Genomic DNA, 15831 nt, shown 5'->3' with positions numbered 1-15831 from the left:
ATTATTAATACTTAAACCCATTCTTACGAATGTGGACGGCTACCTCACCATCTCGTAGTTTTTCGCCTGCGCCCAGCTTTGCCAAAATAATGGAATGGTCGCCCGCGTCAAGACTAGAAACAACTTCAGCATCAAGATAGGCGATCGCCTCTTGTAAATAGCGCTGACCGCTGGGGGCATTGCCAGTAGGCAGTTCTGCTAGCGGATCCGTACCTGGCTCAAAGCTTTTGGAGAAATGTCCCATAATCTGCCCCTGCCCTTTCTCCAGAATGTTTATGACTAAAGGGCTGCCAGGGGTGAGGAACGATTCGATGTAGCGCCCCTTAGCAACGGCGATCGTGACGGCAGGCGGATCGAACGCGGCTTGCTGCACCCACGAACCCAACATGGTAGCAGTCTTGCCGTCTTGCGTAGTCGTAACAATATAAAGACCGCTGGGAATGCAGCCAATCGCCGATCCTAGAGCTTCATTTTGAGTATTTAATTCGGCCATACTATCTAAATTTTTTGTACTTTCCTTAGCATAGAACATAGGGGGATACAACCATACTAGGTGTATCCCCCTAAGGTAATGCGAGCGCTAGCCCACAATGTTACAAGCAATTTAGCTAAGCTTCTGCATAGGTATCCTGACTCTAGCTTTAAAGGTAGGCGGTGCCGATTCCCCACCAGATCAAGAAAGCGATCGCAGCTAAGATCGCTGATGCAGAAAGCAGAACGATCGCGGGACTGTCTGCCCCATCGAACTTCATGATGCCGCGATTAAAGTCTGACATAAATGTAAACCTTATCTAAGTCATAAGTTACGCATATATCCTACCCTTTCTCGGAGTAAATGCGTCCTCGCTATTGTTGTGGTTTGGTGACCGCCAAAATGAAAATTCGGAGCACCGCCAGAGGAGCGATTGAAGGCGATGGCCAGAATTACAAACCCCCAAACGTATAACTAGAGCGGATTGCTAAACTTAAAGCCCATCGTAATAATTACCAAACTTGCGTTCCAATCCAGTAACAATGCACCAAAAACAGTTAGCTCCGGCGTAAAAAATACCGAAAGAATTAATCTATCCTCGTTTAGAAACTGAGGGATGCTCCTTGATGTACCATCGCCAGAGAGTATCCGCTCCTTTTGTCAGGCCAACTCGCGTGGTTTGCACGATGTCAGATGGCTTTATTACCAGATTATCCGATCTGGGTTCTAGCCATAGTTGCGATCGCGGCTGCAAGCAAATGCCGTTCAACCTGCGGTCAATTTTGAGCGCTCGACACAACTTCCCCGGCCCAGCAGCAACGCGCACGACTTTTTCCTTAGCATCTACCCAAGGAGGAACTCGATCTAAAGCTAAAGCTCTCAGCAAGACGGCACTAGATACACCTTCGCGATCGGTCACGATATTCAGGCAATGGTACATGCCGTAGATGAGATAAACGTAAACCGAACCAGGTTTGCCAAAAATGGCAGCATTGCGATCGGTTTTGCGAGCATAACCGTGACAGGCCGGATCGCCAGGCCCATAGGCCTCCGTCTCTACAATGAGACCTCTGTACTCAACTCCATCGATTTGCCGCACCAAAGTACAGCCCAATAGTTGAGGTGCAACTTCTTGAGCTGGACGACTGAGGGATGTTAAATCCATTTAAGAAATTCAAAACAAGAGCGCAGTCTAACAATCCTATCATTTTGCAGATCGAATTTACTTTACGCTGCGGCTTCCAGAAGACTAGACGCGACAAGTTCTTGAGTCAAGTTCGGATTGGAGGTATAGGAATTTTTAGATGCTCTTTGTTCGCATTCATTTAGCAGAACCTCAGCTAGATAGGCGCTATTGTGGCGCAGAATTGTTTTTCCTCGTACAAAGTTACCACTAATAACTTTTTTTGAGACTAGTTTCTGACAGGCTTGGAGATCTGGCTCGACTGGGAATTTGTGTTCGGTCGCGTAAAGGCGACATAGTCTCTCGTCAATTGGCTCCGTATTTACTACAGCGTAATCAATTAGAGTTCCGTTGCCTAAGTATTCCTCAATGGTTCGGATAAAATCTGAGGCTTTATAGCCATACGTTTCAGATGGGTCGGTGACGAGATTAACAACATAGGTTTTTGGGGCAGTAGTTTGGATTAAAGCTTCAGCCAGTCCTTCCACCAAAAAGTTGGGTAGGATGCTCGTAAATAAACTGCCAGGACCGATAACGATAAGATCGGCTTCCAAAATCGCTCGTACAACCGGCTTATACACTTGGGCGCGGCGTGAAAGATAAATATATTCGATCTTTTGCTCGAAGTTAGTGCGCAGATCTATGAAAGTTTCGCCATACAGATCGGTGCCATCATTCAACTTAGCAATTAGATCTACGTCGTTCAGCGTAACTGGCAAGACGTGCCCTTGAATATTTAGCAAATTGGAGATCGATTCAATTCCAAAAGAAGTGCCCCCTTCCCAGTCATAGGCAGCCGCGAGCAAGAGGTTGCCTAAACTGTGTCCTTTGAGATCGTCCCCCTTATGAAAGCGGTAATTGAGTAAATCTCGCCATTTTTGACTGGAGCAGTCATCTGGCAATAACTCGGAAATACATTTGAGAATATCACCAGGAGGAAGAACGCCATGTCGATCGCGCAGGCGACCGCTACTCCCGCCACTATCCATCATCGAGACAACAGCAGTGACATCAGCTACGTGTTTTAACTCGCTGAGAACAGTGCTCACTCCGGAGCCACCACCAATTACAACTATTTTAGGTTTTCTGTAAGGAATCATCTGAGTAGTAACCCTCATTCAAATCGATCGATATAGCTATTCCCAGCGATCGCGTAGTCTTTTAAATGACATCTCAACTGGTCAGTGCAAGGTTTTTAACTCGACGGGAAGAACTCTCACCCACGCTTTCGGCAGCCAACCAAATACCATGGCGGCGCCAGTATTGCTCGATCAAAAGCTGGTGCAGTTCTGTAGCAGAAAGAACCTTTTCCTCCACCAGTACTTCCCCCAGTTTCTTTTTAGCTTGCCTATGGCGATCGATCAGCTTCTTTAAGCGGGCTTTGGAAATAATTGCATTCTCAACCAGCAGATCTCCCAATCTAATACTTTGATTTTTAATGTAGTAGTTGAGTTCCGCTTGGGAAATATGCCCCTGCTCCGTCAAAATCTCGCCAACTTTCTTTTGGGTTTCACTTTGCTCTTCTAAAGCCATTGATAAAGCTTCCTCAGAAACCAGATTTTGCCTCACCAAGATCTCCCCAATCTTGGCAGGTTCAGGATCGGAAGCAATTAACTCTAAATTCGATGCAAAAACATCTAGCTCCGGTGCGATCGCCTCTAGCTCGGCTTCAATAGTGTCTAAATCCAATTTAGTGGCAGAGCGATCGTCCTTGACCAAAGCAAAAGGATTAGATTTCTTTTGAGATACTTTATCTACCAATTGTTTGGAGACTAACATAAGAAATGGTGGAATAGTGTCGCGGTAGCGATGCCACAGCCTCTTGGGTTCCTGGATCAGGCGATAGAACCACTCCAAACCCGAACTCCTTACAAACTGAGGTGCTCGCTTTTGCAACCCAGCATAGACGGAGAATACGGCACCCACACCAATCATCACGGCATTAATCTTATGAAGGTGTTGCGCCATCCAGTATTCTTGTTTGGGGCAGCCTAAGCAAACCATGACAATACCAGCACCACTATCATTTATTCTTTGAACGAGCGCTTCATCCTCATCTGGAGTCAATGGGCGGAATGGGAGTGGTTCCATGCCAGCAATTTGCAGAGATGGGAACTCTTGCATTAACTTTGCCTGCATTTGATTTAGAATTTCTGCCTGAGAGCCGACAAAGTAGACACTTACACCTGTCATAGAGCACAACTGACACAGCCGCAGATAAACGTCCATCCCTGCAACCCGGTCTTGACCGCGCACCCCTAGCTGTCTCAACATCCATACGAGGGGCATACCATCGGTTGAGACCATGTCGGCTGACTTTAGCACCGTGGCAAATTCTTCATGCCAATAGGCTTCCATCAACATATGCACGTTTGCCAGGCATACCATTTTGCTTTGATGCGCCCTTGCCCATTTCAAAATTAAAAACATCTGCTCGTCAAAGCGCAGAGCGGTAACCGGGGAATTAACAACGTGCTTGGTTGGGATTAATGTTTTGCTAGACATGGCTCGTATCTTCGTTTTCTTATGCGAGCATGTTAGATCGAGATCGTGAAAAACTAGGGAAGCTTTTGTCGCGATCGCCAGATTGCTACAATACTGTATACATCTTGGATCGTAATTTACATTAACCATGACCGAGCGTTGGACGGAAGAGACATTAGACAGGTTTGCGGCAACGGTAGCCACGGCAATCGCGGCTGGAAATGAGCGAATGAGTCGCTTAGACGATCGGATGGAAGAACTGACGGCGGTAACTCAGACAATTGGTAGAGACTTAGCACAACTGATTGCCATTCAACAGGCTGGACAAGAAGAACTGACGGCGGTAACCCAGGCGATCGGTAGAGATTTAGCGCAACTGATTTCTACTCAGCAGCAATCGTCAACAGAGTTGAATCATGCCATGATTCGTCTAGCTGGCACTCAAGAGGGTATCGCAAGGTTACTGTCCAATCTGGATGAAGATAGACCCACCATCCTCAGGAAACTAAATGTGATTGAGAACAAAGTAGATCGACTCTTAGAGCAATAATCTTAGACGAATTCTCGCTTACACAAAAATCTGAGCACTCTCATTCCCCCAGGCGATTGAGGCTGTTTTCCCGCAAACCCAGGTGCAACTATGTATTGTGCATCTGATCCGCAACTGTTTGCGTCATGTGCCCTGGAAAGACGCTAAAGCTGTTGTGGCTGACCTCAAGCCCATTTATCATGCTGCCACTTTGGCAGAAGCCGAAGCTGCGCTTGAGGCTTTTGCCGCCAAGTGGGATCGCCTATACCCCGCGATTAGCCAAATCTGGCTGCGCCATTGGCAGAACATTATCCCCATCTTTGACTATCCCATGGACATCCGCAAAGTCATCTACACTACCAATGCCATTGAATCCCTCAATCGCTCCCTGCGCAAGGTGATTAAAACCAAGGCTGTCTTCCCCGATGAGGAATCTGTCTTCAAGCTCATGTTCTTGGCCATGCATAACATTGCCAAGCGTTGGACTCGCCCCCTTAAAGATTGGAAGGCAGCGTTGTCATATTTTGCTATCCTATTCCCAGGACGTTTAAATTACTGACCTTATTTCTCGCTTACACAAAAATCTGAGCACTCTCGTCTCAATCAGGGCACTCTCACGCCGTCAAGTGGCCTTATCCAGTCTGGCAAACCATATCTCTAGATCTTCGAGGCGATCGCAATCTAAAATTGCTTCTGCTAGGCTTTCCAGTTGGTGGGTGGATAATTGCTCGACTTGCGATCGCAACCCTTTACGCAAAGATCCAAATTTTCGAGTTAGTAACCGCAAGACCAAAGCAGTCTGCCCCTGCTGCATACCTTGCTGCATACCTTGCTGCATACCTTGCTGCATACCTTGCTGCATGCCTTCTTGTTTAGCATCCTGATAAACACGAGTTTGCCTTAGATCGTCAAGTGTAAACATGGCCTGGATTTCCTCGCGACTTAACTGCGGAAATTTGTACACTAACACCGTCTCAACTAATTCTACAACTTTCTCTCTTAGGTCAGTTAAGGTTTCTTGCTCCACCAGCACAGCTAACTGTTCTGCTAATTTTTTTGCTTTAGCTGTCGATGCCAGGACTAACTGCACGATCTTGATTGCCCAAGAATCAGTATCTCGATCTTGCCAATCCTCTAGGTAAACTCGTAGGATACGACCGCTAGCGTATAGCTCTCGATAATAGTGAACCTCACCAGGATCGTAGCTGCGTTTCGCAAAAATTGCTACTGCTTGCCAGTCTTGTTTGGGCTTGTACTGCCTGAGATACATAAAGTTCTCTGTCATGAAGTCTTCATAGAAGTCAGATTTAGGCTGGAATTGAACCTCTGTGAAGATAATTAACTTGTCCTCGTCTTTGGGCAGGAAAACACCATCAATGCGGAAGGCTTTTTCTTTCACCTCAACAGAAACAAACTCGTATCCTTCTGCATTAGATATCGGTTGCTCGATTAGCTCGAACAGCAGAGGTTTAAATGCTCGAAACAATTGATAGAAAAGGGTATCTGTTCTCATGAGAACTAGAGTAGCACTGGAGGCGCGATTAGCTTACTACTAGATCTGCAGACAAAAAAGAGGCGGTTATTAACCGCCTCTTTTTTAGATATCCAATACTAGATGTACTGGATTTTTAGATTACCTAGAACTAGGCAATAATTACCAGTTGAGTGATAGCCGCTGCGTTACCGAATTGTGGTGTAACCTGAGCGACTTGAGTAAATGTGGTACCAGTACCACCACCATCTCTGTCGAAGTAGAGGCCGCCACCGACTGTGTCGTAGAAGAAGGTAGAAGTACCGATGTTAGCGGCAGGAGCATTCTGACCTTCTACGCCACCTGCACCGAGCGTAAAGAAGAAGCTGGCTGGAGCAGCAGCAGAGGCTTTTTGACCGGCAATGAGCGAACCACCAAAACCAGCCGCGCTGATCAGGATGCGATCGAATTCTGTTACGGGCTTGAAGTCAGCAATGGTATCGATGACACCAGGCTGGAAGACATCAAGTACGAAGTTGTCAGTACCAGAACCACCAGTCAACGTATCAAAGCCTTGACCGCCGATGAGCGTGTCGCCCAAGCCAGGAGCAGTGTTAGCACTGGGAGCGCCAGTCGCAGTGGCACTAGCATTGCCATTGAGGATATCGTTACCAGCGCTACCGAAGGCGTAGTCATCGCCAGCGTTACCAGTGACGGTATCGTCGTTGACTGTGGTCAGCAACTGGATGCCATTAGCCGTGGTTGCAGCAGTTGGATCGTCGGTGAAGGTATCAGCAGTAGGACTACCGATGAGGTTGCTGCCCTTGATGACGGCACCAGCTCCACCAACTGTGAAGGTGGATGTCGCGCCATCACCGGTATTGACGGTGTCGTTAGTGGTGATGAAGCTGCCGTTGACCGCAAACAACTGTGCGCCAGGAGCGAGCAGTTGATCCTTGGTCACGCCCACAACCGTAATGGTTTGGTTAGCAGGGGTGCCATCGCTTGCCGTGCCTGCAATCGTGACTACTGCTGCACCAGCAGAGTTGGTGGTGACGCTAACTGTGGCGTTGCGGTCTAGTTGTGAAATTGAAATCGTGTCGCCAGTAGAGAAGTCAAAGATGGTGTCCGAACCACCGAAGCCGCCTCTGCTTCTGACTACTTGCTCTGCCCCCGTGAACAGAACCAGGTCTTGAGGTACGGCGGTGAAGAACTGGAACTGGTCGTTGCCAGATTCGCCGAACATGTCGTTGTTGCCGCTGCCACCGATAAGGGTGTCGTTACCATCGGCACCCAACATGCGATCGTTACCTCTGCCAGCAACCACTACGTCGTCGCCGATGTCGCCGTTCATGGTGTTGGAGTTGGCAACGCTACCGTAGATCGTGTCATTGCCTTGACCGCCAAAGAGCGTGTTACCACCGTTGGTGGAAGCGATCAATACGTCTTCGCCTCTGTTACCACCCAAGCTGTCAGCGCTAAAGCCAAAGCGAGCACCAACCAGGGTATCAGAACCTTGACCGCCAAATAAACTGTCGTTACCGCCTGCGGTTTGGGTTAAGCTATCAGCAAACAAAAGGTCGTTGTCAGCATTACCATTGAGTGTATCTTTGCCGACGTTACCAGTTAGAGTGTCGTCGCCTCTGAGGCCTCTAGCGTCATCGCCTGCAGTAGTTGCTAAATAACTGTCGTTTGCGTTGGTTCCTGTAAAAACTGCCATTTAATTATTTACTCCTCGAGTTTTTTAGTTTACAAGTTCTAGCCTTCTAATGTGCCATGCGTTACCTACTATGACGGTAACCCTGCGGTGCCTCTGCCGCCAGTAGGTAATAAACTGGACGCTTGTGCACTTCGCATGTTTTTAGAAACTTGCCACCTTACATAACTAAACATATCACAACATGTACTAGGTAATTGTGCAGTTTTCGGCAATATTCTGCGCCGAGCTAGGTGAAATTTGCTTCCGCCCCCACACTATTCCTGATGCTGTCTGACTGACAAAAGTTATCCGCCCTCACCCCAAACCCCTCTCCCAGAGCGGGAGAAGGGTTTTTAACTCCTGTGGACTCTAGCCCCCCTTCGCCCCTTGTGGGCGAAGGGGCTGGGGGATGAGGGGTAACAAATTTGTCAGTCGACCAGATTCCTAATGACTTACGCGCAGCTCTGCTTGGCTTGATGTAATTTGTTGGGAAAGCCCATGTTGTTACGCATCTCGATCGCAGAAGGCCAAGAAATCAATTTCTTGGCTCAAAGCTAAAGTCGGCTGGAGCGGACTATATAAAAGGTTGCTGTGCGAGATCCTATTTGTTGTGCTCGATCCGTAGTATATTCTCAAAATTCAGAACGCCAGAAGTTTTTAGCAACATGTAACAATAATGTTTAAGAGTTACACCGAGATTTTCAGTCGTAGGGGGGATGCGTATCATGCCGCTATGCTGAACTGCCCAAACGCTAGAGATGCTGAGTTCGAAGCGGCGCTCTCTTTGGCTAATCCGCAAATCGGTGAAACATTGGTGGATATGCCCTCTGGTGGCGGTTATTTATTGAACTACAAAGAATTAAAAGGTGTGAGGTTAATTGCGGTTGACCCTTCGCCGATTTTTTTCAGGTGCTGCCAAGACTCGATCGCTGAAACCCACTGTTGCCCGCTTGCAGATATACCATTAAAGTCGGGTGAAGTTGACGTGGTAGTTAGTTTGGCCGGGCTACATCATGAATCTGACCATGTATCCATCTTTCGCGAAGTAAAGCGGGTGTTGCGTAAAGGCGGTCGCCTGGCGATCGCTGAGGTTGCCCGCAACAGCCCGGTTGCTCGCTTCCTGGATGAATTTGTGGATGCCCACAACCCGGACGGTCATGTTGGTAAATATATAGATGACAGCTTCCGTGCGGCAATATCTGAGGCGGGGTTAACTTTAAAGCAAGATCGCGCCGCTCGTTACCAATGGCGGTTTGCGACAACTGAAGATTTGAGTCGCTTTATCCGCCTGATGTTTGGGCTGGAGCAGATCGCCGATCTAGAAATATTACACGGCGTGAAGGAGTACTTGGGGTCTCTGGAGTTTGACGAGCGAGGTATCGGGTTACCCTGGTCTCTGCATCTCTTGTTGGCAACGAATGAAGATTAACAGTGAGTCCTAGCTATGGTAATTCCCGTTATTGTATTGCGCGGAGCTGACGATCGCTTAAAGATCGAATCAGCCCGCCAGATAAGCGGCAACTGCGATCTGTGGGAACTGCTTGACGATACCCGGTTTGAGCTACAACGCCTGGTATTTGCCCATGCCAAATTAGCAGAAATTGAAATGGCGATCGTGCCGCGAGAAGGCATTCTCCTCAATACGATCTCCGACCCCGATATTAACCCCCATACTTTATCCAACCTGAGAACTGTACTGCGCCAACAAAAAAATAGAACCATTGTGAATCACCCCAAACACGTGCTGCAAACCCATCGGGAGGAGGTAGCAAAAGTAGCCGCTGGCATTACAGGGTTGGTAACGCCTGGTACGATTCGGGTTGCCAATAAACCGGCACTGGCAAAGAAGTCGGTAGCGGTGGCGGGGCTGCGCTATCCTTTACTAGCCAGACCAGCGGGTGCCCACGGCGGTACGGCATTAGTAAAAATAGCAGATGCTGCTGCGATCGGCGCAATTTCTGCGTTATCGTCTCGACAGGTGTATCTCACAGAGTTTCACGATTTTCGCAGTCACGATGGATTGTATCGTAAATGTCGATTCTTTGTTTTTGCCACAGGGGAAGTCGTGCCTCGCCACTTGATTATCGGTCGCGACTGGAACATTCACAGCCGCACGCGATCGGACGTGATGATCGGCCAACCATCTTTGCTTGACGAGGAAAGAGAATTTCTGGAAAACTACCAGGTAATTTTAGGCGATCGGCGACTCAAGGCACTGCGCGCCCTGATCGATAAACTCGGGCTGCATTATTTAGGGGTAGATGCCAGTCCGCTGCCAAATGGAGATTTACTCCTGTTTGAGGCAAATGCTTGCATGAACGCTCTGCCATTTCCGGCAGCAGGCGATTCGTTCGATTATCTGCTGCCAATGCGATCGCGTCTTACTCAAGCCTTTTCCAACTTATTGCTCAAACTGTGAAACTGGATAAGCCATCTGAGTTAGTTGCATCGTCGATAGTAAAAAAGTTGCCATTAATAGAAAGGAACCGCGATTCTGGTGACAATAACTGTTCTCTGGTCATACCTAAAACCGAGATGGTTTGATTCGCAGGCTGCCCGTTGCCAGCCGTTCCATTAATTGTAATTACGGCTGCACCAGCGGAGTTATTAAATACAGTAATAAGGGTGTTGCGATCTAGTTCGCTAATCGTAATTCTATCCTCCACTCCAAAGTCGTGGATAGTATCGCTACCACCAAACCCACCATCACTTCTCAGGATTTGCTCTGTCCCTATTAATACTGACAAAGTATTCTCCTGCTTGCTGAGAAATTGAAATTCGTCGGCACCTCTACCGCCAAACAATTCGTTGCTACTCACGCCTGCAACCAGAGTATCGTTGCCACTACCACCTTGCATGGTGTCATTGCCTAAACCAGCTACCAGAAGGTCGTCTCCCGCGTTGCCATTCATAAAATTGCCATTCAGGAAACCGCCATAGATAATGTCATCCCCTTGTCCGCCGAAGAGGATATTGCCGCCGAAGTTAGAAGCAATCAGGAGATCGCTATCACCACTGCCAAGCAATACATCGTTACTAAACCCAGTCCGAGCGCCAATCAGCGTATCGTTGCCCGCATTACCTGAGAGAGTGTCATTTCCCTCTAGATCGCCACCCAAAGCTATATCTATTGTGGGCGTACTAAAACCGACTGGGAGATCGGATATCAATACATCGTTGTTATTGCCACCGTCCAGTGCATCCTTGCCAACACTACCAGTTAAAGTATCGTTACCATCAAGACCGGAGGCGCGATCGCCCTCTGGCGTAGCTATATAAAAGTCATCGGCAGCAGTGCCGGTAAAGATTGCCATTTTGCATGTTACTCCTCAAGTTTCTTCCTAAAAACTTGCGCCATCCCTAATCTGTCATGTCTATGCGGTTGGAACTTACGAATACGAATCTGAGACATTTCTGAGAACCGCGTATAGCAATAAAAATAGCACGAAGACATCTAGGTATATTTGCAGTTTCCCGCAATTTTACCTACCAGAACTGGTGCCGACGGTTTCCGCAATAGCGGTTTGAATCTCGGCGATCGTCTCTTCTAACATGCGCTCTTCGCTAAATAATTGCTCTGCTCTTTGTTTGGCATCTCGACCCAGGCGATCGCGCAGTTCTAGTTGCGCGGCTAATTCTTGAATGGCAAGGACTAATTCTGTCACGGTACGTTGCGGGTCAGTTTTAGGATCGGAAATTAAGCGACCTGTATTACCTAGAGCTTCGGGGATCCCACCCACGGCGGTGGCGATTATGGCAATGCCCTTAGCCATTGCTTCAATTACCGACAGGGGCATACCTTCATTTTGGGATGGCAAGATAAAAATATCGGCTAAATCTATCCATTCTGCTACGTCTTGTACCTGCCCGAGAAACTTAACTCTGTTTGAAATTCCTAATTGCTCTAAAGCCTCTTTAAGCTGTGCTTCGAGTTGCGGTCTAAAAATGCCGCCGCCAGCCCAGACAAAATATAGGCGTTCCCAGACGGGCGTTGCGATTAATGCCTGGATGGCTTCTAGTTGATAGTGGTAGCCTTTGCGTACTTCTATGCGGGCTGATGTGAAGCAGACGATCGCATTGTGGGGAATTTGCAAGCTTTGGCGCAGGCTATTGCTATTGGCAAGATCGCGCGGTGTAAAGTATTGCGGCGGCCTGCCATAGTAAATTACTCGACCGCGATCGCGCGGCAAGCCAAACTGTTGGTGCAGGAGATTAAGGTTCTCAGTAGAGACAGCGATCGTTTGTTTGGCTTGGGAGTAGTGACGAGCTAGTTGTTTAATCCTCTCGGGAGTTTCTCTTTGGATATATTCGGGCATGACGAGTCCCTCAACAATGATGTAAGGAATGTCAAATTCAATTGCGGTTGATTGAATGTCGAGATTAGAGAAGGGGCTGGTATTGCTACTAATAATGAGATGAGGGCGTTCTGAACTCGTATTAAAGATGCGATTGAGTTCTGCTTGAGTTTGGCGATCGTCGAGCCATAGATGCCGAACGCCTAGTTGTTGGCGGATATTTACAGCATCGGTATCTACGGCGTGGGGTTGGACGCAGGTGACTTTGTAGCCCCGTTCGGCTAGGGCACAGAGCAGGGAGTGATTGTATTTCGCCACGCCGCCCACACCGCGATCGCCAGTACACAGCAAAATATGTTTGACTGGTGCCGTGGGAAGTCGGACAGATTGTCCTAGCTTGGGATCGCTGTAATGCTTGATAGGCTGGATGTTGCCTCTCCAGGCAACGGCCATGCCTTGCAGGGTTTGATAGATCGTTGTCTGCCATCCCCTATTTTTGAGATCGTTTAAGCTAGCGACGACCTCGGGCACTGAGGCATTGGCAAACAAGATGGTGGCATCAGGTTCGGCATATCGTTCGCAGACGATCGCCAGATGGCGAACAGACGAGCGATCAAAGCTACTGTCAATGAAGATCGTAGACCAACGGCGTTGCAACTGGTTGCCTAATTCTTCAACAACCTGGGAACTATCGCCAGGAACTAAAGTAACTTGAGAGATCGTACCAAATATCTCTTTAGCAGAGTCAATGGATGACTTAATGCTTTGGAGCACTTCTTTATCTCCTAGCATCGAATCCAGAACATCTAGTTCTAGACCCACGATCGCCATATGACACAACGTCCATCCCATCTGAGCGCCGATCGCCAGTCCCCTTCTGCCTTTATATTGGAGCGCAATATTATAGAGAATAAGTGCTTCATCGCGGCTGAGTAATGGCAAGCCGGGATGGCGGCGATCGAAATAGCGGTTGTGTTGGTATGAGCGATCGCTCGCATTGGAGTTGCTAACCGCAATATTGGGTAAACAAAGATCTGGATAAATTGAGACAAAACCCTGAGAGATATAGTCTCCTGAAGGTAGAGAATCGCTTTTGACTCGATCTTGAAGTGCAGATACTCTCTCTCGTTGTTGTTTGAATTCAGGATAGCGAATATTCACGGCAACTATCCCACCTGCGATCGCTGATAGTTTTAGCTGTTTAAATTGCTTGTAACCTCCGGCAAGATGCAATATCCCTATAGGAACGTGCGGCAAATAGGTCTCGACCAGATTGTATGTAGTACTATCCAGCATGGGAAGTCCGTGCAGTAGTAACCAATTGCACCAGCCCGGCAGAAACTCTGTTTGAGCAAGCAACCCATGCTCGTAAATTGCAAAGTTCAGCGCAAACTGATCGGTTAAGAAATTGGCACAATTCTGCAATCCCTGACGCAGTAAGCTTTCCCAGATTTGCCAATGCGGCGCATCGCAACGGAGCGCAAAAACTCCAGCGTTCAACATGGGATACGTGCATAATTTCTCAGCTACGCTATTGCCGAAAAAGCTCTTATAATGATTAGATTTATAACGCTGAAAATCAACTTGCCCGCCATACTCCTTATTGCTACATCGGTCTAGTTCGGGCACGATCGCCAGCCCCTTGCGGTTAGCTCCCTGGATAAATAATTCAATTGCATACCAGTCTTGCACCCAGGCATCGGCATCGATCCAGAGGTAAATGTCAAAATTTGGGAAATACTGTCGTAAAAATGGTCGTGCTAGCAGCCCTTTTAAATATTCGGGCGATCGCTCTCGATTGGGAAAATCAAAATCCCAAACTGGCTGTTTGATGATATCGACGCGATCTTGCAACCACCTAATTTCTTCAGCAGTGCAACCTAGATCGAGGAATCCTATAGCCACATCTTTACCTTGAGGCTTATCTCGGATTGACCGAATAGTTCCTTGAGCTAACTCGAAAAACTTCGTATCCGCTCCAGTAATAATAATTACATCCCTGCTAAAAGAACGATCTCTAAACTGGGAAGGCTCGGATTGATGCGATCGCTCATAATGTTTTTGGCGCAAATACAATATTCTTTGCTGCCTTGCATCTTCCACTTCTCTCAGTAAACCGGGATCGATGTGGAGCGATCCTTGATATTCGCCTGGGGGGAGTTTAAACTTTGCTAGTTGCTTGTCTAAATTATTGCCAGGATATCTAACATATTCAACTGTATCTATATCGATCTTGTCAATTTTATAAAATGTAGATAATGCTACTTGATAAGTTAGATCTTCCGTCCCCACTTTTGTGTAAATCTCATCTTCGGGAAATCCTTCGATAAACTCATGACATTCCCTTCTAACGCATAAATTAAGAGGGATACTATTCCTAATGGCTTTAGTCCATTGGGGGTGAATTTTGTCTTTAATCCTCACACCTGTTCTGAGTGCGTTAATACGATCTTCTGGCAAGCTGACGATTAGATTGTAATTCTCGCTAATCAGTGGAAATGATGATATCCCTTCAGATCTACCTTGTAACAACATAAAGCAGACATAGATGTGTTCGGGTAAGAAAAGGTCATCGGCATCGCAGAAAAACAAAATCTCGCCTTGGGCGTATCTTACGCCTATATTTCTCGAAACAGATGCTCCTCTATTACGGTTAGAACTGACAATTTTGACAAAGACGTATCGGTCGGCAAACTCCTTTAGTAAAGACAATGTATTATCGGTTGAGGCATCATTAACAATTACTATTTCAGCGCTTACTTCCTGCGATCGCGCATAATGTTGCTTAAAGAAATTAATACTCTCAGCAATGCTTGTCAGGGTTTTGCTTACTACCCTCTCGCAATTAAAAGCTGGCACAATAATTGAAAAAGAGTCAGTCATCAAGGCATACCACTAACTACATAATTTTGTAAATGTACTGGCAGTTCCCAATCGATCCTTGGGTCTGGGATATGTTCTACTGGTTCTACATTCCCGCGCCAAGCTACACCCATAATTTGCATGGTTTGGTAGATTCTGGTTTTCCAACCTCTATCTCTGAGGTAGTCTAAACCTTGCATTACATCAGGGGAGGTAAGATCGTGAAACATAATCATGGCATCGTCTTCTGCGTACTTCTCGCAGGCGATCGTGTCATTTATAGGATAGGGAGCATCATGGTTGCCATCAATAAAAATGAGCGACCATTTTCGCTGGGTCTGCATGGCTAGTTCCTCAACTTTTTGGGGACTGAAACCCGAAATTAGGACTACCTCGCCGAAAGTGCCGAAAGCTTTGGCAACTGATTCTAGAGAATAGATTACACTTTCGCGATTGGGAGATTGAGATAGTAGGGGATCGATTACATCTAAATTTACGCCAGCTAGCGCTAAATGACAGGCAGACCAACCCATCCAGCAACCAACCTCTAAGGCTCGTTTACCCTTAAACCTCAAAGCAGTGTTATACAGGATATGAGCTTCATCTCGACTCAGGAACCCACAGATAGGATGTCGCCGATCTACATACCAGTTGTGGGGAATCTCTCTTCGCAAATATTTCCAGGGACAAAGGTTAGGATCTCCAGCAACCATATTAGGGAAATATAGATCGGGTTGGACAATTTGCAGCCCAGGAGATACATAATCTCTTTGGGGAAGTAAAGTTTGTTGAATCACAGCGACTATATCCTCATATTAATCATAATTAAAGTATAA

General features: G+C 47.2%; 13 protein-coding genes and 1 pseudogene. 4 read left to right on the top strand and 10 right to left on the bottom strand.

Going from position 1 to position 15831, the window contains the following annotated elements; all coding sequences use genetic code 11:
• Window positions 1–4: 4 nt before the first annotated feature.
• The 5 genes from PSE6802_RS0126535 to PSE6802_RS0126515 form a co-directional block, all read right to left on the bottom strand.
• Window positions 5–493: a flavin reductase family protein gene (locus tag PSE6802_RS0126535; RefSeq protein WP_019503050.1), complete on the bottom strand. Its 489-nt coding sequence runs from the start codon at window positions 491–493 to the stop codon at window positions 5–7.
• A gap of 148 nt (window positions 494–641) precedes the next feature.
• The gene (locus tag PSE6802_RS35600) at window positions 642–776 is read right to left on the bottom strand and encodes a hypothetical protein (RefSeq protein ID WP_019503049.1); all 135 of its coding nucleotides are present in this window, start codon (window positions 774–776) and stop codon (window positions 642–644) included.
• A gap of 288 nt (window positions 777–1064) precedes the next feature.
• Window positions 1065–1637 carry a DNA-3-methyladenine glycosylase gene (locus PSE6802_RS0126525; protein WP_019503048.1) on the bottom strand — a complete coding sequence of 191 codons (573 nt, stop codon included), beginning with the start codon at window positions 1635–1637 and terminating at the stop codon, window positions 1065–1067.
• 62 nt (window positions 1638–1699) lie between these two features.
• Complete coding sequence (locus PSE6802_RS30475; RefSeq protein ID WP_202950731.1) at window positions 1700–2773, bottom strand: gluconeogenesis factor YvcK family protein; 1074 nt, start codon at window positions 2771–2773, stop codon at window positions 1700–1702.
• A gap of 55 nt (window positions 2774–2828) precedes the next feature.
• Window positions 2829–4160, bottom strand: a complete 1332-nt coding sequence (locus PSE6802_RS0126515) for a WecB/TagA/CpsF family glycosyltransferase (RefSeq protein WP_036947191.1) — start codon at window positions 4158–4160, stop codon at window positions 2829–2831.
• A gap of 127 nt (window positions 4161–4287) precedes the next feature.
• On the opposite strand from PSE6802_RS0126515, the gene PSE6802_RS30470 reads away from it, so the two are divergent.
• Together PSE6802_RS30470 and PSE6802_RS30465 are read left to right on the top strand one after the other, a co-directional pair.
• Window positions 4288–4689, top strand: coding sequence for a hypothetical protein (locus tag PSE6802_RS30470; protein ID WP_019503045.1), 402 nt, complete (start codon window positions 4288–4290; stop codon window positions 4687–4689).
• 43 nt (window positions 4690–4732) lie between these two features.
• Window positions 4733–5227, top strand: a pseudogene (locus tag PSE6802_RS30465) (IS256 family transposase); the annotation flags it as partial.
• Between the two features lie 63 nt (window positions 5228–5290).
• Here the strand turns inward: PSE6802_RS30465 and PSE6802_RS0126505 are convergent.
• Window positions 5291–6181, bottom strand: coding sequence for an Rpn family recombination-promoting nuclease/putative transposase (locus tag PSE6802_RS0126505; RefSeq protein WP_019503043.1), 891 nt, complete (start codon window positions 6179–6181; stop codon window positions 5291–5293).
• Between the two features lie 130 nt (window positions 6182–6311).
• Window positions 6312–7859 carry a calcium-binding protein gene (locus tag PSE6802_RS0126500; RefSeq protein WP_019503042.1) on the bottom strand — a complete coding sequence of 516 codons (1548 nt, stop codon included), beginning with the start codon at window positions 7857–7859 and terminating at the stop codon, window positions 6312–6314.
• A gap of 712 nt (window positions 7860–8571) precedes the next feature.
• Here PSE6802_RS0126500 and PSE6802_RS31560 point away from each other — a divergent pair.
• Both PSE6802_RS31560 and PSE6802_RS0126490 read left to right on the top strand, forming a co-directional pair.
• Entirely contained in the window at window positions 8572–9267 is a 696-nt protein-coding gene (locus PSE6802_RS31560) for a class I SAM-dependent methyltransferase (RefSeq protein ID WP_162139242.1), read from the top strand.
• A 15-nt stretch (window positions 9268–9282) separates the two neighbouring features.
• Complete coding sequence (locus PSE6802_RS0126490) at window positions 9283–10257, top strand: hypothetical protein (RefSeq protein ID WP_019503040.1); 975 nt, start codon at window positions 9283–9285, stop codon at window positions 10255–10257.
• Here PSE6802_RS0126490 and PSE6802_RS31555 read toward each other — a convergent pair.
• The 3 genes from PSE6802_RS31555 to PSE6802_RS0126470 form a co-directional block, all read right to left on the bottom strand.
• The gene (locus PSE6802_RS31555) at window positions 10247–11152 is read right to left on the bottom strand and encodes a calcium-binding protein (protein ID WP_019503039.1); all 906 of its coding nucleotides are present in this window, start codon (window positions 11150–11152) and stop codon (window positions 10247–10249) included. The two genes, PSE6802_RS0126490 and PSE6802_RS31555, sit on opposite strands and share 11 nt — an antisense overlap.
• 168 nt (window positions 11153–11320) lie before the next feature.
• Window positions 11321–15016 carry a glycosyltransferase gene (locus PSE6802_RS32930; RefSeq protein ID WP_019503038.1) on the bottom strand — a complete coding sequence of 1232 codons (3696 nt, stop codon included), beginning with the start codon at window positions 15014–15016 and terminating at the stop codon, window positions 11321–11323.
• Window positions 15016–15792, bottom strand: a complete 777-nt coding sequence (locus PSE6802_RS0126470; protein ID WP_019503037.1) for a class I SAM-dependent methyltransferase — start codon at window positions 15790–15792, stop codon at window positions 15016–15018. Before PSE6802_RS0126470 ends, PSE6802_RS32930 begins: the two co-directional genes overlap by 1 nt.
• Window positions 15793–15831: the final 39 nt, after the last annotated feature.

Source organism: Pseudanabaena sp. PCC 6802 (assembly GCF_000332175.1).
Classification (GTDB): domain Bacteria; phylum Cyanobacteriota; class Cyanobacteriia; order Pseudanabaenales; family Pseudanabaenaceae; genus PCC-6802.
The sequence above is the reverse complement of the archived record's forward strand: the minus strand, read 5'-3'. Positions and strand labels throughout refer to the sequence as shown.